Here is a 24,722-nt window from a genome sequence, read left to right as displayed (position 1 = left end):
ATCTGGGCATTGTGCTTCGCCCGTTAGACTATGGGTCATGACTCGAATCGTTGCAGGCTCAGCCAAAGGTCGCGTGCTGAAAGTTCCCGCGAAGGGGACGCGTCCAACATCGGAACGCGTCCGCGAGGCGCTGTTTTCTCGCCTGGAACATATGAACGTGGTTGAAAACTGTCTGGTTCTTGACCTCTATGCCGGTTCGGGAGCATTGGGGTTAGAAGCCGCGTCACGAGGTGCCTCGCGCGTGGACTTGGTTGAAAAATCGGCACCGACAGCGCGAATCATTGCTCAAAACATCCGCGCAACCGGTCTGAAAGCGCGGGTTCATACCGCCTCGGCGGCCACTTTCTTGAGGGCGCGTGATTTTGAGACGCTCAGTGGAGAGTTTGATCTTGTGTTGCTTGATCCTCCCTATGACGTGAGCGAAGAAGATGTGGCGGAGGTGCTCTCACTTCTTGGACCGTGGATCACCCCGGATGCGCTTGTCGTTGTTGAGCGTTCCAGCAGGTCACCGGAGCCTTTGTGGCCGGATTTCCTTGTGAAGGAAGATCAGCGGACGTGGGGTGAGACTGTCGCATGGTTTGCCGGTCCGCCCGTGAAAGCCGAAGAAGAGAGCGACTGAGATCTCGGATCAATTCATTGAGCATCATCGGTAATCCCACCGAGCAACGCTTGGGGGATACTATCGACTTCAATATCCTCGAGCTACTAGAACAGGACGACAATGCGAGTTCTTTTTGCGGGATCATTTGATCCCATCACCATCGGCCACGCCGATATCATCACCCGCGCTGCCTCCTTCGCCGACGAACTGGTTGTTGCTGTGGGCATAAACCCTAAGAAGAAATACATGTTCGATCAGGACAAGCGTGTCGACATGGTGAACGCTGTCGTGGCTCAACTGGGGAACGTGCGCACCGTGAAAATGGAAGGGACGCTGATCGACTGCGCGAAGTCGAACGATGTTTCTTTCATTGTTAAGGGCGTTCGTAGCCAAAGCGATGTTGATACCGAGCTTGCCCAGGCCGCGGTGAATCGTGACCTTGGAGGGGTGGAAACTCTGTTTATTCCCTCCCTCCCAGAGCTTTCGCTGGTGTCCTCATCGATGGTTCGTGAGCTTGTCCACCTGGGATTAAGCGTTTCTCGGTATGTTCCGAACGAAATTGAGCCGTTCGTAGCGCAAAATAGAGCAAAGAAAGGTCACTGAGACCGCTTCAACGATCTGGAGGACACAATGTCGGATCCCGTAACGCCTGAACCCAGCGAAAACGAGACGTGGGATGAGAACACGGTTTACGGACCGTCGACCGTCATTGCTGCTCTCGATCAGATTGAGGCCCTCGTCGAAGATGCCCGCGCTGTTCCGCTTTCGGCAATGATCATGCTGAACCGCGCGGAGATCCTGGATCTTCTGGACCAAGCACGTGAAGCGTTGCCGGAAGATCTGGTTGCTGCCGACGCTGTTGTTGCTGATGCCGATGCCGTTTTAGGGCGCGCAGACACCGCTGCCGAAACGACTATTGCTGAAGCTAATTCTCGTGCTCAGTCAACTCTGGACGAAGCCGAAGAAAAGGCGAAGCACATCGTCGATTCTGCGAACGAACAGGCTGAACGCACGGTTGCTCGTGCGAACGAAGAAGCTGAGGCTTCCGTGAATCAGGCTCGCTCTGAAGCTGAAGCGATCCTGGTCGATGCTAACGAGCAAGCGAAGCGTCTGGTTTCCAGCGAGAACATTACTCGTATGGCCGAAGATCGTGGTCGTGAGATTGTTGGTCAGGCTCGTCAGCAGGAAGAAGAACTGCGTCTGGGCGCTGACGACTATGTTGCGAAGTCGCTGGCTGAGCTGTCGGGTATGTTGGCGGATCTGCAGCGTCGCACCGAGGCCGGTCGTCGTGCCATCGCAGAGCGCCAGGGCATCGACGTGACTGACATTGACCTCGACAATGAGTGACTCTCCTCTTGTCATCTCGTTGGTGACACTGTCGCGTCAGATTGGTTCTTTCCGCCACGAGGATCTGCATTGGGTTGCGCCCGATGATTTGGGGACTCCGTCAATGGGGGTTGAGCCGGGCACTCCTTTAGATTTTGGGGTTGATCTGACCAGCGTTGATGATGGCGTATTGGTTCGCTTGACCACCAGTGTTGACCTAGTGGGCGACTGCGTGCGCTGTCTGGATCCGGTCAGTGTTCACCATGATATTGATACGTCGGATGTCTTCTTTGAAACGGCTCCCGTGGCTACAGATGAGGACGACGAAGCCGATGACGTTCGCTTGATTGGTCAGCGTGACACGATCGATCTGGAGCCGATGATTCGCGATTCGATCGTGACGCTGGTGGATGATCGTCCACTGTGTCGGCCTGATTGTGGAGGCTTGTGTGACGTGTGCGGGCAGAAGTGGGATGAGCTCCCTGAAGATCATGAGCACTTCCAGGTGGATCCGCGTTTGGCTTCTCTTGCTTGTCTTTTGGATCAGGCCAAAGACAACTAGGACTACTATCGGTGCCCAAGCACGCTAGGGCGGCTCCTCACCGCACAATTGTACGAACAGAAGTTGAAGACGGACGTATGTCGCATAAGAAGAAACTCCCAGTTCCCGCCAATACGGACTACGACCAGCTCATGGAACGTTGGGGATCGAGTGTCGATCCTGACCTTCTGCTACTTGCCCTGACTCACCGTTCATATGCGAACGAAGCCGGGGGGTTGCCGAATAATGAACGCCTCGAGTTCTTAGGGGACGCGGTTCTGTCAGTAACGACCGCGGATCGTTTGTTCCACGACTACCCGGATGTCACGGAGTCGTCTTTGTCGCAGATGCGCGCTTCAACGGTTTCGCAAACTCCGCTGGCGCAGGCTGCTCGTCGTATTGGGCTTGGGGATTTTATTTTCCTCGGTAGAGGAGAGGCCGCTTCTGGTGGCAGTGACAAGGATTCGATCCTTTCCGACACATTCGAGGCGCTGATCGGGGCGACGTATCTGACGCACGGTATGGAGCACACGCGAGCCGTTGTGCTGGCCAATCTTGAGTTCCTTTTGAGCCAGGCCGAGGTGCGAGGCTCTCATCATGACTGGAAAACCTTGCTTGTCGAATATGCGAAGGCGCATAACCTTGGTGAAATTCGCTATGAGGTTGAAGGTTCGGGCCCGGATCATAACCGTTCTTTCACTGCGACCGTCTTCGCGTCGAATGTTGAAGAACCTTTGGCTGTTGCCAGCGCATCGTCGAAGAAGCACTCCGAGAGCGCGGTTGCGCAACAGGCTATGGAGCTTCTTTACTCTCGCCTTGGTGACTAAGAGGCGACCAAAGGACGAAGAATCATCGCAATTTAACCGGTTCTTTGCGACGTCTTGCCCGACCGTTTGATATAGGACCTAGGGCTTGTCTAGGATATGACTGTGACTGAAAACCCCAAGAATGCCAAGACTACTCGCGTCATGATCATCGATGATCATGAGATCGTTCGACGCGGTATTGCTGAGATTATTGATCGCGATGATGCCCTTGAGGTCGTTGCTGAAGCAGGTAGCGTCGCTGACGCCGTGCGTCGCGCAGATCTGGTTCGCCCAGACGTTGTTCTGGTTGACCTTCAGCTTCCCGATGGTACGGGTATCGATATTCTGAAGCAGCTTGCGGTTTCGCATCCGGAGATCCTGCCGATCGTGCTTACCTCGTTCGACGATGATGAGGCTTTGGCTGAATCTCTTGAAGCTGGTGCGCACGCTTACGTGTTGAAGACCGTGCGCGGTGCAGAAATCACGGACGTGATTAAGGCTGTTGCTGCTGGTCGTATTCTGCTGGACGAGCGCACGATCACGCGTCGTCGCGCTGATCATGATGATCCGACTGCTGACCTGACTCCGTCAGAGCGCAAGGTTTTGGAACTGATTGGTGATGGTCTGTCGAACCGCGAGATCGGTGAGAAGCTGGGCGTTGCAGAAAAGACCGTGAAGAACCACATCACGTCGCTTCTGTCGAAGATGGGCTTGCAACGTCGCACTCAGGTGGCAGCGTGGGTCGCTGGCCAGCGTGCGGCCGCGTGGAGGAACTAAAGCTTCGTTCTTTCTTACTGGTTACGAGGCCGGGGCGCAGTTCGTACGAACTGCGCCCCGGACCTGCATGAAGGTGGAACTTAGGCTAGCGGAGCGCGGAAGGTGATCCTGGCGCCGAGGCCTCCGATTCCGATTCCCTGTTCGAAGTTTCCACCACGGATTCGGGCGCGCTCGGACATGTTGGACAGGCCAGAGTTTCTGGTGTGGTTCGGGTCGATGCCTCGTCCGTCGTCGGCGATTGAAACGGTGACGTGCCCGTTTTCTCCCGTTCCCATGATGTCAACGGTCACCGAGCCCGCGGTGGCATGTGCATGGCGTGCGATATTGGATAGGCCTTCGCGCACGATGGCGACAATGTCATCTCCCAAGTCGGGGTCGATGCGATTGTCGATGGTTTCGATCATCAGCTGTTCGTCGTCTGCGACTTCGTTAATCGCGTGACCATCCAATGTGATCAACAGGGACGGGGCAAAACCAAGGAAGGAACGTGTCAGTGATGCTTCGCGTCGAATACGTTCCACCAGTGCCACTGATTTGTCGGGTTCACGTAGGTTGTGGACGATTGCTCGGATTTGGCGCACTGCCTCGTCGATGGAGGCCAGAGCACGGTCCAGTGTGGCAGTGATGGCCTCAGGATTCGGGTGTCCGCTTTCTACTTCCACCTTGGCGGCATCCAGTTGCATGCCGGTGGCGAACAGCTGTTGGATCGCGAAATCGTGCAGGTCGCGTCCGATACGATCTCGCTCGTCGAGCAGTGTGGCCACGTCTTCAGCGTGCTTGGCGGAGGCGAGCTCCAGTGCCAAGGCAGCTTGAGATGCGAGTGATTCAGCCAAAGACAATTCGGATAGATCAAATTCTGGCTGTCCGATGCGACGAAGCAGGATCAGAATGCCAGCGGAGTTACCTCGCGAACGGAGGGGCGCGTAGAGCGCCGGTCCGAAGGCCGCAAGCTGAGGAAGACGCATGGTTTGTGCCCGCGCCATGGAGTCGACGATCATGCCCGTTCCTTCGTGGAGCACGCTCATCGCGCGCCCCTCGGGCGGGAAGACAACGCCGAGAAGAGTATCAGCCAGGTAGCCGTCAATGATTTCGGCAGCCCAGGTGTCACCAACGGAAGGCAGAACGATGATTGCCGTATCTGCACGTGAAACCTCTCGCACGGTCTGTGCGATCAGTTCAAGGGCTTCTTCTTCGTCGGTGCCTTCAAGCATCGTGGTTGTCAGCTGCTGGGAAGCGGAAATCCAGCGTTCCGTTCGACGCGAGTCCGCGTACAGGTGAGCGTTTTCCACTGCGACGCCCGCAGCGGGAGCAAGCATTGACAAAACATCGGCGTCAGAGGCTGTGAATCCGCCGTTCTTATCGGTCAGGAAGAGACGTCCATACACCTGCTCGTTGATCAGCACGGATACGCCCAGGAAACTGGTGATTGATGCCGGAGGAATGTCCTCGCATTCGCTCATGTCGTTGATCAGTAGGTGACCGGTAGCGGGGATCTGGCTGATCAGTTCTTCTGGCATTGAAGGCGAATGTGGCAGTGCTTCGCTGGTGTGTTCGATCAGCTGGGATGCTTCGCCCCATGTGTCAAGGACGATCAGGGCGCCGTATGGTGCGTGGGTGAGCTTGCATGCTTGGTCGACGAAGCTGGTCAGGGCCTTGCGCAGGTCGAGTGTGCTGGTGAGGTCAAGGGCGGCCTTCACCAGGGCATGTTCTGAACCCCATGGCATTAGTTTTCCTCTTCCTGGCCGACGGCCCAACGGTAGGCCTGAGATGTTTCAAGAAGGTCGGCGTGTGTGCCTCGTGCAATCAATTCTGCTTGGGTTCCTTCGCCGCCTGATCGTCCGAAGAACAGGATCTCGTCGGCGTTTTCGAGGGCGCTCAGGCGATGCGAGATGAGCAGGATGCCGCGCGTCGGATCCGAGAGTAGGTCGGAAATGAGCGCGTCAGCTGTCGACGCATCCAAGTGCTCGCCGGCCTCGTCAAGGAGTAGCAGGGGAGCGGGTGAAGCGAGGCCTCGTGCGATGAGCAGACGTCGACGTTCACCGCCGGACACTGTCGTGCCATCTGAACCGATCATGGTGTGGATCCCATCGGGCAGTGCTGCAAGCCAGCTGGCCAATCCAACGCGTTCAAGTAGAGCGATTGCACTGTCTTCGCTGAGCTCACCGTTGGCGACTCGCAGGTTTTCTAAGACGGATGCGGCGAAGATATGCGCGTCTTCGGTCGTGACATTGACGATCTTGGTGAGTTGTACGCGGTCGGCTTCCCACGCGTCCACGCCGTTCACCTGCGCAGATCCAGCCTTCGGCGGAATCATGCCAGACAAAGTCAGCGCGAGCGTCGTCTTACCGATACCCGACTCGCCCACGATCGCGATGGACTTGCCCGGGTGCAATTCCAGATCGATCGAATCGACGAGGCTGGGGCCGCTTGGCCATCCGATCGTCAGGTTCGTGGCGGTAAGTGACGGAACGTCAGTGTGCGGAACGGGGTGGGTAGCGACTTTGGTGGATTCGCCGAGCATCTCGTCAATACGGACTGCCGCGGTTGCTGACTTGACCAGTTGAACGCCTGCAGGGGCTAGTTCAGCGGTTCCTTCAAACGAGGACAGGGGAGTGAGAACAAGGACTGCGAGAAGCAGGCCGGTAATCATGCCACCTGTTGTTTGAGGAATGCCGATCAGCAGTGCGGCAACAACGGCTGCTCCCATTGCTGCTCGGTCAATCCCGGAAGCGAGAGCAGCCATCCGCGCACTACGGTGTGAGGCTTCAACGAGTTTTTCTTCGGTCTCATCAATCGATGCTCTAAACGCCTCAAGTTCGCCGGACACCTGGAGTTCAGAGGTTCCCTCCATGACGGTCAGGATCTGCGTCGACAGGGCGGTGCGTGCGCGAAGCGTATCAATTTGAGCGATTCGTGCAGCGTGCATCGACAGTAGGGGGGCTCCGACCCCCGATACTAAAAGACAGAGCGCAACCAGTAGCGCAGCGGGAACGGAAATGAGTCCAAGACCAATGACCGTACAGATTCCAACGATTACTGCCACGCAGGTGGGGAGCAGGGTCTTGACAACCAGATCGCCCAAATCATCCACGTCTGCGCCCGTACGAGCAAGCAGATCACCGCGCTTCATCGCGGTCAAGCGGTCGATGGGATTGTGTGCGAGGTGCTGATAGAGGTTCTGGCGCAGGGTGTCCATGCCACGCAAAGCAACGCGGTGGCTGGCCAAACGGCCCGCATATCTCAGGAGTGCGCGCGATACGCCGAATGTGCGTACGCCAACGGCAGCGACGGTCAGGAACAAAACCGGTGGGTGCTCTGATGCCCTAGCGATCAGCCAGGCAGCAGTCGCACCAAGGGCAATGGCAGCACCAAGAGCACCGGAGGCAAGCAGAACAGAGAAGACGAATGCTTTGATATCGACCTCGATGAGGGGGAAGACTCGTTTCAGAGCACGCTTTTCTTCGCGAGTAATGAACAGCATCAGTTCACCGCCTTTCCGGGTCGGTATCGGTCGCACTGACCGTCAAGATTCCTGGCAGATCAACATCGACGCTGGTCTGTGCCCAGTCATTGACCCCAAGTTGCGGATACTCTTCGATGTCGTGGATGGTAGCGGGTGCACTTTCAATCAAGATGACCAGATCGGCAATCGTCTTTAGCGCCTGGCGGTGTGCGATAACCAGAACCGTTTTCCCCTGTGCTTTAAGAGCTCGAATAGCCCGCGTGATCTCTTCTTCGCTGACAGCATCAAGATGCGCTGTCGGCTCGTCGAGGATCACCAGCGGTGAGTCATTCACCAGTGCGCGCGTCAGTGCAAGACGCTGACGCTGTCCAACTGACAAGCCAATGCCACCCACGCCAACCTTTGAATCCCACCCATCGGGCATCGCTTCAACAACGGTGTGGAAACCTGTTGCCTGCGCGGCTTCGACGAGGCTGCTTGTCACGGTTTTCAGCGCCATATTTTCAAGGAGCGTGCCGGGAAGGATCGTCGGAGCCTGAGGAACCCACGTGATTTGCGTCCACCATGAGTGTGCATCGCAGTCGCTGACGTCGCAGGGTGGCGTAGCCCCGTCAAGAGGAGCAAGGACAACGCGCCCCTTTGTCGGAGTCAGCAGGTTCAGAATCGTCAGAACAGTTGTTGACTTACCGGCCCCTGACGCACCTTCAAGAACGGTCAACTGTCCCGGCTGAATCGAAGCTGAAAGATTGTGAGGAGCCCACGTACCGCGAGCCGCCACGCTCAGATTTTCCAGCTCAATCGTGCATGATGAAATTGGGGGAGCTTGGCGCAAAGAAACAGGTGAAGTGCTGTCCCCATCCGTCCCTGAACTGGGGAAAGAAGTTGAAGTGGTGAGCGCAGCCTCGTTACTGGGGGAAGAAACGAGGGGTGAAACGATACGCGAAGCCTGCGGGCGCTCGGTCTCGATGATCTCGAAGGCGCTTTGTGCGGCGGTCACACCGTTCGCGGAAGCGTGGAATTGCGCGCCAACCTGACGAAGCGGTTCGAAGACTTCGGGGGCCAACATGATGACGGCGAGGCCGGTAAAGAGGGTGACGTTGCCGGCGACAAGGCGCATACCGACCTCGACGGCAACAAGAGCAACCGACAGGGTGGAAAGGAATTCAAGGGCTGCACCCGACAGGAACGCGACGCGCAGGGTTGCCATTGTGGTGCGCGTGTTTTCTTTGCCCAGGGCTTCAAGGTGTCCGCGAGGTCCATTCTCGCGACCCAGACTGCGCAGGGTAGGCAAGCCCGCCATGAGGTCAAGAAGCTGCGAGCCCAGACGCTCCATCGCGACGAGCTTCGCCTTCGACGAATCCTGAGTAAAACGACCGATCAACGCCATGAAAATTGGAATCAACGGAATGACGAAGAGCGCGATGACGCCCGACCATGCGTCCAAATAGAGCATGACAGCCAAAGCCAAAGGAGTTGCCGTCATCGTCAGGACAAGCTGAGGAAGGAACTTTACGAAGTACGGGCCCAGATCATCTAAGCCACGCGTCAAAAGCGTTGTCGTGTCGGCGCCGTGAACTGCGCGCCAGCGGGGACCGAGTTCTTCGGTCGCACGCAAAACCTCGCAGCGAAGATCTCGGATGGCACTGTCTGCAGCGCGCTGACCGAGCGAATCGCGCACCCCAACAAGCAACCCGCGAATAATGATCACGATCACCAGCGCAACAATGAAACCTGCAACGTCACCAAGACGAGCGTTGCCGGTGATCACAGGGGAGAGCGCTGCCGAGATCAGTAGGGACTGAGTGATGACGACGATAGCAATCAGCGTGCCGATGAGCCCCGTAATAATGATGGGCATTCGTGCAGAACGCGCGTATTTCAAAAGCCGTGGATCGAAAGGTCGCATTGAACTATTTTGCCGTAATTTCTAGGGGAAGCGGTAACTGAAAAACAGTGCGGACACGGCTGGAACGCGGGGTGAATCGAGGTGCGAAAGACCGGTATCCAGATGGTGGTGAATGTGGCACTGCAATCGTGGTGAAACACAACGGTGGCCCGGCACTGATGCACCGGGCCACCGAAGTGTTTTAAAGATCAGCCAGCAAGGAAGTTCTCACCAAGACGGATCTTGGAGGGAATCAAGCCAGGGTTCTGATCGACGTCGCCAACCGACACGCGCTTGCGGAAAGCCCAGTAGGACCATGCCGTGTAGATCAGGACGATCGGCGTGAAGATCAGAGCAACGATAGACATGACAACCAGGGTTGCCGGTGAGGACGATGCTTGGTCGATCAAAAGCGAGTACGCCGGATCGATCGAGGACTTCATGACGGCCGGAGCCATCGCCGAGAAGACCCAGGTGACGGTCGAAGCGATTGCGACAGCCATCAGGATGAAGGACAGGCCTTCGCGACGCAGTGCCTTCTGGCTGAATGCGGTCGAAGCAATGATCGCGAGTGCTGCGACGAGCAAGGGGATCCATGCCAGGACGTTAGCCGAGTAAGCGAACTGACCCCAGATCAGGAAGATTGCGGCAACGACGGTTGCTGCGATCGACAGGGGAGCTGCTAGGCCGTTTGCGCGCTCACGCACATCGCCTTCGGTCTTGAGCGCCAGGAACTGTGCACCGACTGCCGTGCAGACGGCCAGGATTGCGACGCCACCGAGGATGGTGAACGGGGTGAGCAGTGAGAAGAAGCCACCGGTCAGCTGGTGCGTTGCGGTTGCAAGCGACTGAGTGACCATATCGGGTGTGACAACAGCGCCGGTCATCTCATCGACGACCTCGATCTTCATGCCCTGAACGAGGTTTGCGAATGCAACACCGAACAGAACGGGAACCAGGACAGCGGTCACGGTGTGGATGGTGTCCCACGTGCTACGCCACTTTGCCGTTGCGATCTTTGCGCGCCACTCAAGAGCGGAGATGCGCAGGATCAGGCAGAAGAGGATGAGGAACAGAGCAAGGTACATGCCCGAGAACATCGTGGCGTACCACTCTGGGAATGCTGCAAAGGTGGCGCCACCGGCGGTGAGCAGCCAGACCTCGTTGCCGTCCCAGTGGGGGCCAATGGTGCGCAACATCTGCGTGCGTTCTTCGTCGTTCTTGCCGATAACTTTCAGCAGGATGCCAACGCCGAAGTCAAAGCCTTCGAGGAACAGGTAGCCGGTCCAAAGAACGGCGATGAGGATGAACCAGAGGATTGAAAGTGTCATTGCAGTTTCGCCGCCTCTCAGTATCCGAAGGACAGGTCGCCGGCGGGAGCGTCGGTTTCTGTCTTCTTAGCGGTGTGGATGCCCTCGCGCACGTAGCGACGCATGAGCAGGAACCAGATAACGCCCAGCAGAGCGTAGAGCAGCGTGAAGCCGATCATGGTTGCAAGAACCTGTCCGGCGGGAACTGCCGTTGAAATACCGGTGTCGGTCATCAGCATGACGGAACCGACCGGATCGCCGTTCGAAAGACCTGCGATGTTCGGGACGACAACCCACGGCTGACGACCGATTTCGGTGAAGATCCAACCGAAGGATGCTGCCAGGAACGGCAGAGTCAGGTTGATCAGTGCCATCGTCGACAGTGACTTCGAACCGGGGACGTTGCCCTTGCGGGTAGCCCAGAGGCCCCAGAGTGCGAAGAGCAGGGAGAGTATGCCAAGGCCGATCATGAGGCGGAACGACCAGAAGGTTGCCATCTGCGGGGGAACGAAGTTGTACTGAGCTGCATCGCCGTACTTGGCGGTGAAGTCAGCGTTCGAGTTCAGCAGTTCGACCATGCGCGCCTGCTCGTCAGCGACACCTGCGGAGGTTGCGCTGAAGTCATTGTGCGACATGAAGGAAGCAACGCCGGGGACCTCAATGAACTTGGTGGGTGCTTCGCCGGAGGAATCCAGTGGGCAGGAACCGAACTGGGCGACGGTGAAGGCAGCGCCATCGGTGTCGACGCAGATGCCTTCGGCGACTGCCATCTTCATCGGCTGAAGCTTGACCAGTTCCTGGCCCTGGAAGTGGCCGGTGCCCATGACGCCGAGAGCGCCGACAAGCATGGCGATCAGGCCGAAGCGTGCAACGGGATGCCAGACGTTCTTTGCCTGGCTGGTTGCTTCTTCGCTTCCTTCGCGCTGTGCGCGAACCATCCACCAGATGGAGATGCCGGCAACTAAAGAGCCTGCGGCAAGCCATGCGGTGGTGATGACGTGGGTGTATTCCCAGATGAGCGCCGGGTTTGTGAGGAGCTTGAAGAAGCTCATGGAACCGTCGAGGACTGCGCGTCCAGCTTCGGGGTCGTACTTTGCGCCGACCGGGTGCTGCATCCAGGAGTTTGCGCCGAGGATCCATGCGGCTGAAACGGCGGTGCCGATGGCGACCAGCCAGATTGTAGCCAGGTGCATGCCCTTCTTCAGACGACCGAAACCGAAGATCCAGAGGCCCAGGAAGGTGGATTCCATGAAGAATGCAAGGAGTGCTTCGACTGCGAGCGGTGCACCGAAGATGTCACCGACGTAGCGGGAGTATTCTGACCAGTTCATACCGAACTGGAATTCCTGGACGATACCGGTGGAAACGCCCAGTGCGAAAGAGATGATTAGGAGCTTGCCGAAGAAGCGGGTGGCGTGGAGCCATTCCTGCTTTCCGGTCTTGTGCCAGAACGTCTGCATAAGTGCGACAAGGAGTGCCAGTCCGATGTTCAGTGGAACCAGCACGAAGTGGTAGACGGTAGTGATACCGAACTGCCACCTGCCGAGCATGACAGAGTCGAGCGCTGCCTGCGCGAGGGTCATTGTGCTCGCCTTCCCTCAAATAGTTCGTTGATGGATGGTGCGCGTAGTGACTTTGGGCCCAACAAGCGGGACTATCGTCACGTGCTTACCTGTCAATTTAGCCCATGATTGTTCTCTTTTGAGTTGATTTTTGTGAAAAAGGCCGTTATCTGACAGACCTGATACTTTCGTCATTATTTGGGCTGTTTTTTGGCTCGAAAGTCCCGTCTTGCCAGTTTTCAGATGGTGCTTCGGCAATGTTCAAGTGGGTATTTAGCTCACAGTTGGTTTTATAAATTTACGAGGACGAGACGCGTCGTATATATGCGCCGTATATAACTGTGCCCCTTTAAACGGCTCGGGTAAAAATGTGGCAAACTTGAGTGTGTATCGGACATTGCGGACACACCTTCGCAATGAGATAAACGTCGAAGACGCCTCATGCGCCGACGTTTCGACCGCGATTAGCGGTAACCGTCAGGATTTCCGCCCCTAGAGGGCGAGGCCGAGGGCTGGCCCGGTGTGGGACCGTGCCCTCACAAATGGAGAATTGTGACCACTGAGAATGCCTCTTCGGCACCTTCAGCGCCTGCAGCGTCATTGCTGTTCCAGCAGCCTGCGTTCCAGGCTCCCGTTTTTCACGCACCTGTCGAGCAACCCGCCCCGGCTCGTTCGTCGCGCTCGCAGTCTCGTTCAAACGACGAGGCCCCTGCGGAAACCCCCACGCGTGAAAAGCGTTCTCGTAAGACTCGTAAGACCGCAAAGGCTGATGCCGATACCGGTGAAGCCCAGGTTGAAGAGGCAACTGATTCTGCAGAAGCCTCTCAAGCTCCTGATACGAAACGCGCGCGTCGTCGTACCAAGTCGAATGACACGGTTCAGACAGATGCGGACAAAGGTGAAGAGGCCCAGGCGGAAGACGCTGCATCGTCGGATGCTACGCAGTTAGAAGACGATGGGGAAGAGACCTCAACGCGCCGTCGTCGCCGTCGTCGCACACGTTCCACCGCATCCGACGATGGTGACGTTAACGACCAGGTGAAGGCTCTCAAGGGGTCGACTCGTCTGGAAGCGAAGAAGCAGCGTCGCAAGGAAGGCCGTCGTGAAGGTCGCCGTCGCCACGGTATTACTGAGTCGGAGTTCCTGGCTCGTCGCGAGTCCGTGAATCGTCAGATGGTGATCCGAGATCATGATGGTCTGGATCAGATCGCGATCCTCGAAGATGATCTGCTGGTGGAGCACTACGTTGCTCGTCGCACCCAGAAGTCGATGGTCGGCAACATCTACCTCGGTCGCGTGCAGAATGTGTTGCCCTCGATGGAAGCCGCATTCGTTGATATTGGCCGTGGTCGTAACGCCGTCCTCTATGCCGGTGAAGTGAACTGGGATGCCGTTGGTCTTGAAGGCAAGCCGCGTCGCATCGAGTCTGCTCTGAAGTCGGGTGACCCGGTTTTGGTCCAAGTGACCAAGGATCCGATCGGCCATAAGGGCGCGCGTCTGACCAGTCAGATCACGCTGGCGGGACGTTACCTGGTGCTGATCCCGAACGGCTCCATGATGGGTATCTCGCGCAAGTTGCCCGATCGTGAGCGCACCCGTCTGAAGAAGATCTTGAAGCAGGTTGTTCCCACCGGTTCGGGCGTCATCGTACGTACCGCAGCTGAAGGTGCAACCGAAGAACAGATTCGTGACGATGTCGCACGCTTGAGCGCGCAGTGGGCGTCAATCGAAGAACAGCAGAAGAATACGAAGACCGCTCCGACGCTGTTGCGTGGCGAACCCGAGCTTGCTGTCCGCGTTGTCCGCGATATCTTCAACGAAGACTTCTCTAAGCTTGTGATTGAAGGAAATGAAACCTTCGAAACCGTCAAGTCTTACGTGGATGAACTTTCACCGGAACTGTCTGACCGCGTCGAAAAGTGGGTGGGCACCGATAACGTGTTTGCTGCTCACCGCATTGACGAGCAACTGTCGAAGGGTATGGACCGCAAGGTCTGGTTGCCGTCGGGAGGCACGCTCATCATTGATCGTACGGAAGCGATGACGGTCATTGACGTCAACACCGGTAAGTTCATTGGCGCCGGTGGCACGCTGGAAGAAACCGTGACGCACAACAACCTTGAGGCTGCCGAAGAGATCGTTCGTCAGCTGCGTCTACGTGATATCGGTGGCATCATCATCGTCGACTTCGTTGACATGGTGCTCGAATCCAACCGCGATCTGGTTCTTCGCCGTCTGGTCGAGTGCTTGGGTCGTGATCGTACGCGTCACCAGGTCACAGAGATTACTTCTCTCGGTTTGGTGCAGATGACGCGTAAGCGCGTGGGTGAGGGCCTCGTCGAAGCTTTCTCAACCCCGTGCGAAGCGTGTGAAGGCCGTGGCTTCATCGTTCACGAGCATCCGGTTGAGCTCTCGGGCTCGCAGTACCACACGGGGTCTGCTCCGAAGTCGAATAAGCGCAAGAAGGCTGAGCGCATCGAAGACTCCGCCGAGCACGAAAAGGCCAAGCAGGCCCTGTCCGCTATCGCCGCCGCATCGCGCAAGTCTGATGAATCCGACGCGTCTGCCTCCGCTGATTCTCCGGTCAATGAGGCCGCCTCCGCGGGTGAGAAATCTGCTCCCGAATCAAAGGGTGCTAAGGGACGCAAGCGTGTGCACGAAAAGGCCGGTTCGACCGTCGCTGACTCTGCTTCACCTGCTGTTGAAACGGGCGAAAGTGAACAGGAACAGCCTGTGAAGAAGCGTCGTCCGCGTCGCGCAGTCCGCGTGTCGTCAGAAGAAACACTCTCCTCTTCGACTGAGGCTGAAAAGAGCGAATCGAAAGCTGATGCCACCGCTCAGGTCACACCGGTTGAGTCCGGTTCCGCGGGCCAGACAGACAATAAGTCTGAAAAGACTGCGCGGCCTCGTCACCGTCGTAGGGCAGTCTTGATGGATTCTGCCCAGCCGGATGTGAGCGAGCCCATAGCACATGCTACGCCGGCGAACGAGCCTGAAGCTCAGAAGGCAAGCGGGTCCAAGACTCGCGCGCGATCGGCGTCGGCTCACTTAGCACCGTCCGCATCTACGCCTCGAAAGACGCGCAGGCGTGTTGTCACCACACCAAGCGTTGAACCGGAAAAGACGGCTCCCGCTCTGGTGTTGGACTTGCCCGCTAGGGTAGAGGCTCGCGCAACAGTGATTGCCCCCACGATGACAACGGATGCGTTGGCTTTACCTGAAGCCTCCACGTCTAGCGCTTCCAAGCCGAAGCGTCGTCGTCGCGTCGCCACCCAAAGCGGCGACGAGACTGCCTGATTTATCTAAACTAGGGTGACTCGGCGTGTCGCCAAAAGTTGCAGGGTGTGGAATCGCACAGCGTAAAACCCCTGTTTTTGGCTCATCCAAGTTGCCCTCAGATAGGCAAATCAGCTAAATTTGATCGTCGGCGCGACCAGCGCCAGCGGGATAAATATTGAAACGCTGTTTACGCGAATCCCGTTCCGTATATCTAGAAGAGATGAGCTACACGTGGTCTACGCGATCGTCAAGGCCGGCGGCCGTCAGGAGAAGGTCTCCGTCGGTGACGTCGTCGTCGTCGACAAGGTTTCCGAAGAAATCGGTTCCAGCATCGAGCTTCAGCCACTGATGCTGGTTGATGGCGATGCCATCACCGTCGATGCTGCCAAGCTTGGCAAGGTCACCGTCAAAGCAGAAATTGTGGACGCAACTAAGGGTCCGAAGATTTCCATCATCAAGTACAAGAATAAGTCGGGCTACCGTAAGCGCCAGGGACACCGTCAGAAGCTGTCGGTTGTCAAGATCACTGAGATCGCCTGACCTGAGACCGATTCGAGCAGAAAGTAGTTTCTGATGGCACATAAGAAGGGCCTTGGTTCCTCCCGTAACGGCCGCGACTCGAACGCTCAGCGACTGGGCGTTAAGCGCTACGGCGGTCAGCTTGTGAACGCAGGCGAGATTATCGTTCGCCAGCGTGGCACTCACTTCCATCCGGGCGACGGCGTTGGTCGTGGCAAGGATGACACCCTCTTCGCCCTGCGTGCAGGCGCCGTTGAATTCGGTGTGAAGCGCGACCGTAAGGTTGTCAACGTCGTTGAGCCGGTCTCTGCCTGAGACCGATCGCTTGAAGGGGGCGTCCGGCACATGCCGGGCGCCCTTTTCACATAGCTTTGATGTGCAGAGGTTTGTGCACAGATCCTCGGATCGCTTTAAGGAGACGAAATGGCAGACTTCATTGATCGCGTGACAATCCATGCTGCTGGTGGCAATGGCGGTAACGGTGTTGCCTCGATTAAGCGTGAGAAGTTCAAGCCTCTCGCTGGCCCAGATGGCGGCGACGGCGGCAATGGTGGTTCCGTCATCCTCGAAGTTGATCCGCAGGTGACGACGCTCCTGACATATCACCGTGGCCCACACCAGAAGGCGAGCAACGGTACACCCGGCATGGGTGACTTCCGTCAGGGTAAGAACGGCGAAGACATTATTCTTCCCGTTCCCGACGGCACGGTTGTGAAGTCCCCGTCCGGTGAGTTGCTTGCTGACCTCACTGGTGCAGGCGAGCGTTTCATTGTTGCTGAAGGTGGCCGAGGTGGCCTAGGTAATGCTGCGCTTGCTTCGAAGGCACGTAAGGCTCCTGGCTTCGCTCTGCTGGGGGAGCCCGGCGAAGAACGCGATGTTGTGCTTGAACTGAAGTCGGTCGCAGACGTTGCTTTGGTCGGTTTCCCGTCGGCTGGTAAGTCGTCGATTATCGCTGCGATGTCGTCTGCCCGCCCGAAGATTGCGGACTACCCGTTCACTACGCTGATCCCGAACCTTGGTGTTGTGCAGGCTGGCGATGAACGCTACACGATTGCTGACGTTCCCGGTCTGATTCCTGGCGCTTCTTCCGGTAAGGGCCTCGGCCTTGACTTCCTGCGCCACATTGAACGCTGTGGTGTGATTGTGCACGTGCTGGACACCGCCGCCTACGAATCCGAGCGCGAACCCCTGTCTGACCTGAAGACAATTGAAGCTGAACTGGCCGCCTATCAGGGCGATCTTGGCCAGATTGAAGGCTACGTTCCACTGATGGAACGCCCGCGTGTCATCGTCCTCAATAAGGTCGATGTGCCGGACGGTCGCGACTTAGCAGAGATTACGCGCCCCGAACTCGAGCAGTTCGGCTGGCCGATCCACGAGGTTTCTGCCGTCACGCACGAGGGCTTGAAGGAACTGTCCTTCACGCTGGCCGCCCTGGTGAAGAAGCACCGCGAATCCCTGCCTGAACGCGAAGCGCGGCCGGTTATTCGTCCGAAGGCTGTCGGGTCGCGTGACACCGTCACTGTTGGACGCGTCCAGATGGATGGTGAAGAGGTCTTCCAAGTTCGTGGTGATAAGCCTGAACGCTGGGTTCGCCAGACTGACTTTGCGAATGACGAGGCGATCGGCTACTTGGCTGACCGTCTTGCTGCCGCAGGCGTTGAAGACCAGTTGATGAAGGCCGGTGCCTTCGCCGGAGATACCGTCGTCATTGGTCCGCTGGATACCGGCATCGTCTTCGATTGGGAACCGACGCTTACCACCGGTCCGGAACTGCTGGGACAGCGTGGCACTGACGTGCGTATTAACCAGTCGGCTCGCCCGACGCGTAAGCAGAAGCGCGAGATCCACCATCAGGTGATGGACGCGAAGACTGCGGCGCGTGAAGAACTATGGACCGAACGCCAGAAGGGCGTGTGGACCGACCCACATAGCGAAAACTGAACCACTTATCCCTAAGGCAAGGACTCGAAGTGACTCCTTCGTGTGACGGCCGTATCAACGATGCGAACCGTATTGTCGTCAAAATTGGATCCTCGTCGCTGAGCCGCGATGATGGTGGCCTGGATCTGAACCGTATTGATTCCGTAGCGCGCTTGGTCTCGAAGTGGAAGACGCCGGGTAAAGAGATCATTATTGTCTCTTCCGGTGCGGTTGCAGCGGGTCTGGATCCGCTGGGCTTCAATTCGCGTCCGCGCGATCTGGCAAGCGTTCAGGCTGCTGCCGCGATGGGGCAGGGGCTCCTGGTTGCTCGCTGGACGGCAGCATTTCAGGCGCACCACCTTGATGTCGCTCAGTTGCTGCTCACCACTGAAGACGTCATGCGTCGCGAACACTACACGAACGTGCGTTCTGCGCTTGATCGCCTGCTCAGCTGTGGCGTTGTTCCGATTATTAACGAGAATGATGCGGTCACTACTCGCGAGCTTCGCTTTGGCGACAATGACCGTCTGGCCTCGTATGTGGCGCAGATGGTTGCAGCCGACGCGCTGATCCTGCTGACCGATGTTGATGGGCTGTATACCGCGCCTCCCAGCCATCCGGGTTCGCAGCTCATTCGCGAGGTTCATTCGACCGACGACCTACATGCTGTCTTGGTGACGGGCTCGGGATCAAAGGTGGGCACCGGAGGCATGGTGACGAAGGTTCAGGCTGCGACGATGGCTGCGACCTCCGGCATTGGGGTGGTCTTGACTAGCGCGGATGAACTGGGGACTGCACTGTCGGGGAGCGCGACGGGTACATGGTTCGCTCCTTCATCGGTTCGTCCGGCATCGCGTCGCCTCTGGATTGCTCATGTTGCTCATTCTCGTGGCGAAATCATCGTCGACGAGGGGGCGGGTCGTGCAATCACCGCAGGCAAGAAGTCTTTGCTGGCTGCCGGCGTTGTTCGCATCATCGGACACTTTGATTTAGGCGATGTTGTAGATATTGCTGGCCCAGCTGGCCTGTTGGCGCGAGGCATCGTCTCCTACGACTCCGATGAGGTCGCACATATGGCGGGCTTGTCTGCTGAAGATCTGCGTCTTTCGGGTTGGGAGCATCCGCGCCCGATCGTGCATCGCGACGACTTGGCACCGCTGGTCTAGTACTGCTCAGCGCTCCAACCTGTGGGAAAATGGGGACATGACTGACCAGATTCCTGATATTTCAGATCTGACTACGGTTGCGCGCACGGCCTCCTTGTCGCTCGCCGTGGCGACAGCTGGTGTGAAGAATCGCGCGCTGGAAGCAATTGCGATTGCCCTTGAAGAACGGTCCCGCGAAATCTTGTCTGCGAACCAGCTGGATTTACTGCGAGGTCGCGAAAACGACATGTCCGCTGGGCTCTTGGATCGTTTGGCGTTGGACCAGTCGCGTATCGCGTCAATTGCTGATTCTGTTCGCGAGGTCGCCAGCTTGCCGGATCCGGTCGGCCAGATCCTCCGTGGAACCGTGAATGAGCTGGGTCTTCGTATCCGTCAGGTGCGCGTGCCTATGGGCGTTGTCGCAGTGATTTACGAAGCTCGTCCGAATGTGACGATTGATGCGACAGTGCTTGGCCTGAAGTCCGGTAACGCGGTTATTCTGCGCGGTGGTAGCGCGGCGTTTAACTCGAATCAGGCGATCATCACCGTGATGCGTGATGCTCTTGAAAGCGTTGATCTGCCCGCTGATTTAGTTCAGACGGTTGACCATCTGGGACGTCCTGGTGTGACGGCTTTGATGCGTGCTCGTGGTGGCATCGATGTGCTGATTCCTCGCGGTGGTGCGGGCTTGATCCAAGCTGTCGTCGAAAACTCGATTGTCCCTGTTATCGAAACAGGCACGGGTAACTGTCACGTTTACGTTGATGAGGGCGCAGACCTGGAAGCTGCTGAACGCATCATTATGAATGCGAAGACTCAGCGTGTGGGTGTCTGCAATGCAGCTGAGACTCTCCTTGTGCACGAAGCCGAAGCCGAGCGTTTCCTGCTGTCAGCGCTGACTCGTTTGGCAACAGCTGGCGTTACTCTGCACTTGGATCCTGCTTCTGCCCAGATTGCTCGTCAGACCCCGTCGATTGACTCCGATATGTGGGTTGAGGCAACCGAAGAAGACTGGGCAACCGAATACCTGTCGATGGATTTGGCTGTGCGGGTTGTCCCCTCGATTGATGAGGCCATCGCCCATATTCGTCGCTACTCAACCGGTCACACTGAAGCGATCTGCACCCGTTCCCTTCAATCCGCGAACCGTTTTCAGACTGAGATTGATTCGGCTGCCATTGCGGTTAACGCGTCGACCCGTTTCACCGACGGTGGCCAGGTTGGATTGGGCGCAGAGATCGGTATCTCGACTCAGAAGCTTCATGCTCGGGGTCCGATGGGCTTGGCTGAACTGACGACAACGCGGTGGATTATTGAAGGCGATGGGACGGTTCGTCCATGAGCGACCAGACTTGCGCGCAGGCCAGTAGCGTCGATGGTGTCGAGGCGCCCGATGATGCTCTGACCACCAGTGCAGCTAAAGAGTTTTCAGCCGGTCGGCCTCGTCGATCCATCGGGATCATGGGTGGAACTTTCGACCCCATTCACCACGGCCACCTTGTCGCGGCGTCGGAAGTGATGGAAGTCTTCCAACTTGACCAGGTTGTGTTCGTCCCCGCGGCGATGCAACCGTTCAAGGCCGGGCGCAAGGTGACCAGCGCCGAACACCGCTATCTGATGACGGTTGTTGCCACGGCATCGAACCCGCGTTTTACCGTGTCTCGTGTCGATATTGACCGTGGTGGGACAACGTACACGATCGATACGCTGACCGATCTTGCGGCGCAATACCCGGAGGATACGGACTTCTACTTCATTACGGGCGCAGATGCTCTGGAACAGATCGCCCAGTGGAAGGACGCGGATAAACTGTTCGAAATGGCGCATTTCGTCGGCGTTACTCGTCCAGGACATCAATTGGATGCGTCGGGTTTGCCTAGTAATTCGGTGTCGTTGGTGGAGGTCCCAGCAATGGCGATCTCGTCAACGGACTGCCGTAAGCGCGTTGAAGGTGGGCATCCGGTCTGGTATTTAGTGCCCGACGGTGTTGTCCAGTACATCAAGAAATACGACCTGTACACGGATCAGTGACGGGCATAGAATCCGCCGATTGTTGGCGTGAAGAGAGGGAAAACCACGTGAGTGAAGCGCAAAAGGATCTGCGGGACGTCATCGTAGAGGCAGCGATCGACAAGTTGGCGACGGATCCGGTGGCGGTGGACGTGGGGAATCGTCTGGCGTTGGCTGAGTCATTTCTGATTTTTTCTGCTCCTACGGATCGTCAGGTGCGCGCGATCGCTGAAGAAATCATGGATCAGACGGCGAAGCAGCTGGGTGTGAAGCCCGATCGCATCGAGGGGCGTACAGGTGGCACGTGGGTACTGATCGACTACGGTGAGCTGATCTGCCACGTTCTGACCGATGAACAGCGCGAGTTCTACGCTCTGGAAAAGCTCTGGGCAGACGGTAAGGTGACGCACCTTGCTCCCGAGGGAGAGGCCGCACGCGTTGCCGGTTTTGTTGTGGCGCCGGGCACGGTGGGTGCTGGGGTCGGTACTCCGATGTCGGCGGCTGAGGTTGTTGCGTCGATGGGTGATGCACGAGGCATGGACTTAGCGTCAGCGATTGCATCAGGCGCGATGGATTTAGCCGCCGATTCTGACGCTGAGGAAGACTGATCATGACCGAGCCTGCTACTTCTTCACCCGCTACTGTCACCGCACCTGCCAGCGACACTAACTTTGCTGTTGAGACACACGATGACGGCGCGAACCGTATTGTGTTCGTGCGTCACGGACAGACGGACTATAACGTTGAGCGGCGTTTCCAGGGCGTGATTGATCGTCCGTTGAATACTTGTGGTCGTAAGCAGGCTGAGCGCGCTGGCGAGGTTCTAGCGAAGCGTGTCCTGTCACGGAGTGCTCAGGTTGGTGTGAGTGTTGCTTCCCAGACCTCGAATAAGGTTGTGATTGTTTGTTCGCCTCTGTCGCGGGCCTCGGAAACTGCTGAGCTGATGGCTGGAGTGTTTCGTGCCCAGGGCGGCGATGTTGAAGGGCCGATCGTGGATGAGCGCCTGATTGAGCGCAACTACGGCCTGTTTGAGGGACTAACCCTGCCGGAGGCTCGCGAAAAGTATCCGGATTTGGTGGATGCGTGGCGTCAGACGGGCGAGAGTGGCGAGGCGTCAATTGAGCCATCGGATGTTGTGGGGGCGCGCGTGCGGGATGCTACTTTTGAGGCGGCTCGCCAGGCTCCTTCGGATGCGACTGTCATTGTGGTTGCTCACGGTGCAGCAATTTTGCGCGGTCTAATTACCTGCATGGGCTTGAACCCGCTTGAATTTGATGCGATGCGTGGCTTGGATAATTGTCACTGGTCAGAGCTTGTTCGCGTGGGTGGGGGAGGTTCCGGTGCGTCGGGTGCTCCGTCTTTCCGTTTGGCTGCACACAATATTGGATACCGCGAGGATGTGTTGGGCGCGTAAGCATCGCGCATCTGCTTGTCGCGTGGATCCTGTGATCGCGGCTGGTGTGATGGCCTGCACGGGGTTTCGATTTTACGAACCGGCTGGCGTTCCGTTATGCTTAACGGGTCGCAAGTGCGATGAACTGAATACGGGGCTATGGCGCAGTTGGTAGCGCGCTTCCATGGCATGGAAGAGGTCAGGGGTTCGAATCCCCTTAGCTCCACCTGAGGGGGAACTGTCGAACTCTCGCTTTCGGGCGTAGGTTCGCAGTTCCCCCGCTCTGTGTCCGCTGGTCAGCGCTTCTTCTAGGTCCTCGAACTCGATGGGCGCTGCGCTGTCATGGAAATAGGACGCGATGACGATCTGCTCGCGCCCGATGAATACCTTATCCACGAAGTATTCGAAGAGCTGATTGCGTGTCTCGGGCGTGTTGATGGTCGCTTGTGCGAAGCGCTTGTAGAACGAGCTAATGGAAGCTTCATCCTCAAAGAGGGCGGTTTTGACGTTTTCTGTTTGGATGGTGCGATTGAGATCGCATTTTTGTTCTTCCAGAGTAGGCATGGCTTCGGCAGTGGTGTCATTGAAGAGGCCTTGGGATATTGCTTTGACGAAGTTGGCGAGTTGGATTTCTACATCTTTGCGGTGGGTTTCTAGGGCTTTGAGGATTTCATTTCCTTGGCCGTGTGCTTTCCTGTAATGGCCTGCCATGTCTACTGCTAGTGAGGCCAGCATTTCAGGGTCGCTGAGGAAAGACTCAATAATCTCTTCGATGTGCGTTTCGATTTCTTCTTTACTTCTTCAACCAGGCCATTACCGCAGCCAAAATCGCTTCGGTGCCGGTGGCTAGCGTGGGCTGCATAACCGGCCCAAACTTGGGGTTGTGGTTGGGATACTTGGGGTCGCCCTCATTGAAGCCACCTAAACCCCAGTAGGTATAGGGAATCCCGAAGGCATCAGGGATGGTACTGAAATCTTCCGAGGCCGATACTTCGCCGCAATCACAGACGCGATCTGACCCGAAATGTGCCATAAACGCGTCAGTCACCTTCTGGGTGGTTTCGGCATCATTATTGGTCAGGGGATAGGAGTCGTAAAGCTCAAACTCGGCAGGCGCGGGGGCTCCGGCTGCTTTGCATTCAGCGTTCACCATCCGTTTTATTGCTTCCAATAGGTGTTCGCGCACCTCCATGTCGTAGGCGCGGATATTCAATAGTAAAGTGGCGCGGTCAGGAATGATATTCGACTTGGAACCGGCCTGTAGCGACCCCACGGTCACTACTGCCATCTTGAAGGGGTTGATTTCGCGGGAAACAATGGTTTGCAGCCGCATCACTATTGCAGAGGCGAGCACCACGGGATCTACTCCCATGTGGGGCATGGAGCCGTGCGAACCTTTGCCATGCACAATAATTTTCAAGGAGGCGCCGGTCGAGAGAATGGCGCCGGAATGGGTGCCGACTGAGCCGGAAGCCATGGGTCCGGCGAGCACGTGCTGTGCTAAGGCCACCTCGGGGTGCGGAATTTTGTCAACCAAACCGTCTGCAACCATGGACTTTGCGCCCTCGGCGGTTTCTTCGCCAGGCTGGAAGAGGGCGATATGGGTGCCGCTCCACGCCTGCCGGTTTTCGGAAAGTATCCGGGCAGCACCCAGCCCGGCGGTGACGTGAAAGTCATGTCCGCAGGCGTGCATAACCGGGACTTCATTTCCCTGAGCATCCCGACGCGTCACCGTAGAGGCGTAGGAAAACCCGGTGTCCTCTTTCACCGGCAAAGCATCAATGTCGGCGCGGAACAGCGTGGTTTTGCCCTCGCCGTTCTTAAGTACACCCACAACACCGCCACCGATTCTCTGGGTTACGTACCCAAAGTCTTTTAGCTGTTTGTCAATAAAATCGCAGGTTTCGGTCTCTGCCATAGAAAGCTCGGGGTTTTGATGCAACCACAAATAGGTTTCTTCTTGCCACGAACTGAGCGCTGCTACCGCGCCCTCAATATCTAAATCGGTCATATCTTTATTACCCTTTCTTTATTTCCTAAAATCATTGCGCGACCAGGAGCACCAGCTATCCGCTGTAGATGAGTAAGGTGTACCTTACTTTACGCGATAATCCTCAGTTTTATTTTTATCAATTGGTTATTTGAACGTTGAGGTCAGCATGAGAAAAACATAAAAAACATG

The 24,722-nt window shown here is 57.1% G+C and carries 22 protein-coding genes and 1 tRNA gene; 17 read left to right on the top strand and 6 right to left on the bottom strand.

Annotated elements, in window-relative coordinates; all coding sequences use genetic code 11:
• Positions 1-37: 37 nt before the first annotated feature.
• From rsmD to QP381_RS03290, 6 genes are all read left to right on the top strand, one after another.
• The gene (gene rsmD / locus QP381_RS03315) at positions 38-619 is read left to right on the top strand and encodes a 16S rRNA (guanine(966)-N(2))-methyltransferase RsmD (RefSeq protein ID WP_103633576.1); all 582 of its coding nucleotides are present in this window, start codon (positions 38-40) and stop codon (positions 617-619) included.
• 102 nt (positions 620-721) lie between these two features.
• Positions 722-1,204, top strand: a complete 483-nt coding sequence (gene coaD / locus QP381_RS03310; protein ID WP_179370479.1) for a pantetheine-phosphate adenylyltransferase — start codon at positions 722-724, stop codon at positions 1,202-1,204.
• A gap of 27 nt (positions 1,205-1,231) precedes the next feature.
• Positions 1,232-1,948: a hypothetical protein gene (locus tag QP381_RS03305; protein WP_006681653.1), complete on the top strand. Its 717-nt coding sequence runs from the start codon at positions 1,232-1,234 to the stop codon at positions 1,946-1,948.
• A complete protein-coding gene (locus tag QP381_RS03300; RefSeq protein WP_006681652.1) occupies positions 1,941-2,489 on the top strand; it encodes a YceD family protein in 549 nt (182 codons plus the stop codon). Before QP381_RS03305 ends, QP381_RS03300 begins: the two co-directional genes overlap by 8 nt.
• Positions 2,490-2,566: 77 nt before the next feature.
• Positions 2,567-3,295, top strand: a complete 729-nt coding sequence (rnc, locus tag QP381_RS03295; RefSeq protein WP_040318679.1) for a ribonuclease III — start codon at positions 2,567-2,569, stop codon at positions 3,293-3,295.
• Between the two features lie 141 nt (positions 3,296-3,436).
• Positions 3,437-4,051, top strand: coding sequence for a response regulator (locus tag QP381_RS03290; RefSeq protein ID WP_040318714.1), 615 nt, complete (start codon positions 3,437-3,439; stop codon positions 4,049-4,051).
• Between the two features lie 80 nt (positions 4,052-4,131).
• Here the strand turns inward: QP381_RS03290 and QP381_RS03285 are convergent, their stop codons facing one another.
• The 5 genes from QP381_RS03285 to QP381_RS03265 all read right to left on the bottom strand — a co-directional run bounded on the left by QP381_RS03285 (position 4,132) and on the right by QP381_RS03265 (position 12,292).
• Positions 4,132-5,775 (bottom strand): sensor histidine kinase, encoded by a 1,644-nt coding sequence (locus tag QP381_RS03285; RefSeq protein ID WP_006681649.1) that lies wholly within the window; start codon positions 5,773-5,775, stop codon positions 4,132-4,134.
• Positions 5,775-7,532 carry a thiol reductant ABC exporter subunit CydC gene (gene cydC, locus QP381_RS03280; RefSeq protein WP_285067807.1) on the bottom strand — a complete coding sequence of 586 codons (1,758 nt, stop codon included), beginning with the start codon at positions 7,530-7,532 and terminating at the stop codon, positions 5,775-5,777. The genes QP381_RS03285 and cydC overlap by 1 nt, the downstream gene beginning before the upstream one ends.
• Positions 7,533-7,536: 4 nt before the next feature.
• The gene (gene cydD / locus QP381_RS03275) at positions 7,537-9,420 is read right to left on the bottom strand and encodes a thiol reductant ABC exporter subunit CydD (protein ID WP_285067805.1); all 1,884 of its coding nucleotides are present in this window, start codon (positions 9,418-9,420) and stop codon (positions 7,537-7,539) included.
• A 188-nt stretch (positions 9,421-9,608) separates the two neighbouring features.
• The gene (cydB, locus tag QP381_RS03270) at positions 9,609-10,730 is read right to left on the bottom strand and encodes a cytochrome d ubiquinol oxidase subunit II (protein ID WP_006681646.1); all 1,122 of its coding nucleotides are present in this window, start codon (positions 10,728-10,730) and stop codon (positions 9,609-9,611) included.
• Between the two features lie 17 nt (positions 10,731-10,747).
• Positions 10,748-12,292: a cytochrome ubiquinol oxidase subunit I gene (locus tag QP381_RS03265; protein ID WP_006681645.1), complete on the bottom strand. Its 1,545-nt coding sequence runs from the start codon at positions 12,290-12,292 to the stop codon at positions 10,748-10,750.
• Positions 12,293-12,823: 531 nt separating this feature from the next.
• Between QP381_RS03265 and QP381_RS03260 the strand changes: the two genes are divergently transcribed.
• The 11 genes from QP381_RS03260 to QP381_RS03210 all read left to right on the top strand — a co-directional run bounded on the left by QP381_RS03260 (position 12,824) and on the right by QP381_RS03210 (position 23,197).
• Entirely contained in the window at positions 12,824-15,568 is a 2,745-nt protein-coding gene (locus QP381_RS03260; RefSeq protein ID WP_006681644.1) for an Rne/Rng family ribonuclease, read from the top strand.
• A gap of 213 nt (positions 15,569-15,781) precedes the next feature.
• A complete protein-coding gene (gene rplU / locus QP381_RS03255; protein WP_006681643.1) occupies positions 15,782-16,090 on the top strand; it encodes a 50S ribosomal protein L21 in 309 nt (102 codons plus the stop codon).
• 33 nt (positions 16,091-16,123) lie between these two features.
• The gene (gene rpmA, locus QP381_RS03250) at positions 16,124-16,384 is read left to right on the top strand and encodes a 50S ribosomal protein L27 (protein WP_006681642.1); all 261 of its coding nucleotides are present in this window, start codon (positions 16,124-16,126) and stop codon (positions 16,382-16,384) included.
• Between the two features lie 108 nt (positions 16,385-16,492).
• Positions 16,493-18,013, top strand: coding sequence for a GTPase ObgE (gene obgE, locus QP381_RS03245; RefSeq protein ID WP_006681641.1), 1,521 nt, complete (start codon positions 16,493-16,495; stop codon positions 18,011-18,013).
• Positions 18,014-18,042: 29 nt separating this feature from the next.
• A complete protein-coding gene (proB, locus tag QP381_RS03240) occupies positions 18,043-19,158 on the top strand; it encodes a glutamate 5-kinase (protein WP_219811054.1) in 1,116 nt (371 codons plus the stop codon).
• A 37-nt stretch (positions 19,159-19,195) separates the two neighbouring features.
• Complete coding sequence (locus tag QP381_RS03235; RefSeq protein ID WP_006681639.1) at positions 19,196-20,479, top strand: glutamate-5-semialdehyde dehydrogenase; 1,284 nt, start codon at positions 19,196-19,198, stop codon at positions 20,477-20,479.
• On the top strand, positions 20,476-21,168 hold the full coding sequence (gene nadD / locus QP381_RS03230; RefSeq protein WP_103633586.1) for a nicotinate-nucleotide adenylyltransferase: 693 nt from the start codon (positions 20,476-20,478) through the stop codon (positions 21,166-21,168). Before QP381_RS03235 ends, nadD begins: the two co-directional genes overlap by 4 nt.
• A 47-nt stretch (positions 21,169-21,215) precedes the next feature.
• Entirely contained in the window at positions 21,216-21,755 is a 540-nt protein-coding gene (gene rsfS, locus QP381_RS03225) for a ribosome silencing factor (RefSeq protein WP_103633587.1), read from the top strand.
• 2 nt (positions 21,756-21,757) lie between these two features.
• On the top strand, positions 21,758-22,561 hold the full coding sequence (locus QP381_RS03220) for a histidine phosphatase family protein (protein WP_006681636.1): 804 nt from the start codon (positions 21,758-21,760) through the stop codon (positions 22,559-22,561).
• Between the two features lie 132 nt (positions 22,562-22,693).
• Positions 22,694-22,766, top strand: a tRNA-Ala gene (locus QP381_RS03215).
• Between the two features lie 116 nt (positions 22,767-22,882).
• Positions 22,883-23,197, top strand: coding sequence for a hypothetical protein (locus QP381_RS03210; RefSeq protein ID WP_285067800.1), 315 nt, complete (start codon positions 22,883-22,885; stop codon positions 23,195-23,197).
• Positions 23,198-23,333: 136 nt separating this feature from the next.
• On the opposite strand, the gene QP381_RS03205 is transcribed toward QP381_RS03210, so the two are convergent.
• The gene (locus tag QP381_RS03205) at positions 23,334-24,551 is read right to left on the bottom strand and encodes an amidohydrolase (protein ID WP_285067798.1); all 1,218 of its coding nucleotides are present in this window, start codon (positions 24,549-24,551) and stop codon (positions 23,334-23,336) included.
• Positions 24,552-24,722 lie beyond the last annotated feature (171 nt).

The sequence above is a fragment of the Pauljensenia sp. UMB6358 genome, from assembly GCF_030216865.1.
Taxonomy (GTDB): Bacteria; Actinomycetota; Actinomycetes; order Actinomycetales; family Actinomycetaceae; genus Pauljensenia; species Pauljensenia turicensis_A.
This window is presented reverse-complemented; position numbering and strand designations above follow the sequence as displayed.

Bases quoted from the DNA above. Each gene is read 5' to 3' on its own strand.
- rsmD (WP_103633576.1), top strand. From the start codon at position 38: ATGACTCGAATCGTTGCAGGCTCAGCCAAAGGTCGCGTGCTGAAAGTT.
- coaD (WP_179370479.1), top strand. From the start codon at position 722: ATGCGAGTTCTTTTTGCGGGATCATTTGATCCCATCACCATCGGCCAC.
- QP381_RS03305 (WP_006681653.1), top strand. From the start codon at position 1,232: ATGTCGGATCCCGTAACGCCTGAACCCAGCGAAAACGAGACGTGGGAT.
- QP381_RS03300 (WP_006681652.1), top strand. From the start codon at position 1,941: ATGAGTGACTCTCCTCTTGTCATCTCGTTGGTGACACTGTCGCGTCAG.
- rnc (WP_040318679.1), top strand. From the start codon at position 2,567: ATGTCGCATAAGAAGAAACTCCCAGTTCCCGCCAATACGGACTACGAC.
- QP381_RS03290 (WP_040318714.1), top strand. From the start codon at position 3,437: ATGATCATCGATGATCATGAGATCGTTCGACGCGGTATTGCTGAGATT.
- QP381_RS03285 (WP_006681649.1), bottom strand. From the start codon at position 5,775: ATGCCATGGGGTTCAGAACATGCCCTGGTGAAGGCCGCCCTTGACCTC.
- cydC (WP_285067807.1), bottom strand. From the start codon at position 7,532: ATGCTGTTCATTACTCGCGAAGAAAAGCGTGCTCTGAAACGAGTCTTC.
- cydD (WP_285067805.1), bottom strand. From the start codon at position 9,420: ATGCGACCTTTCGATCCACGGCTTTTGAAATACGCGCGTTCTGCACGA.
- cydB (WP_006681646.1), bottom strand. From the start codon at position 10,730: ATGACACTTTCAATCCTCTGGTTCATCCTCATCGCCGTTCTTTGGACC.
- QP381_RS03265 (WP_006681645.1), bottom strand. From the start codon at position 12,292: ATGACCCTCGCGCAGGCAGCGCTCGACTCTGTCATGCTCGGCAGGTGG.
- rpmA (WP_006681642.1), top strand. From the start codon at position 16,124: ATGGCACATAAGAAGGGCCTTGGTTCCTCCCGTAACGGCCGCGACTCG.
- obgE (WP_006681641.1), top strand. From the start codon at position 16,493: ATGGCAGACTTCATTGATCGCGTGACAATCCATGCTGCTGGTGGCAAT.
- QP381_RS03235 (WP_006681639.1), top strand. From the start codon at position 19,196: ATGACTGACCAGATTCCTGATATTTCAGATCTGACTACGGTTGCGCGC.
- nadD (WP_103633586.1), top strand. From the start codon at position 20,476: ATGAGCGACCAGACTTGCGCGCAGGCCAGTAGCGTCGATGGTGTCGAG.
- QP381_RS03220 (WP_006681636.1), top strand. From the start codon at position 21,758: ATGACCGAGCCTGCTACTTCTTCACCCGCTACTGTCACCGCACCTGCC.
- QP381_RS03210 (WP_285067800.1), top strand. From the start codon at position 22,883: ATGGAAATAGGACGCGATGACGATCTGCTCGCGCCCGATGAATACCTT.
- QP381_RS03205 (WP_285067798.1), bottom strand. From the start codon at position 24,551: ATGACCGATTTAGATATTGAGGGCGCGGTAGCAGCGCTCAGTTCGTGG.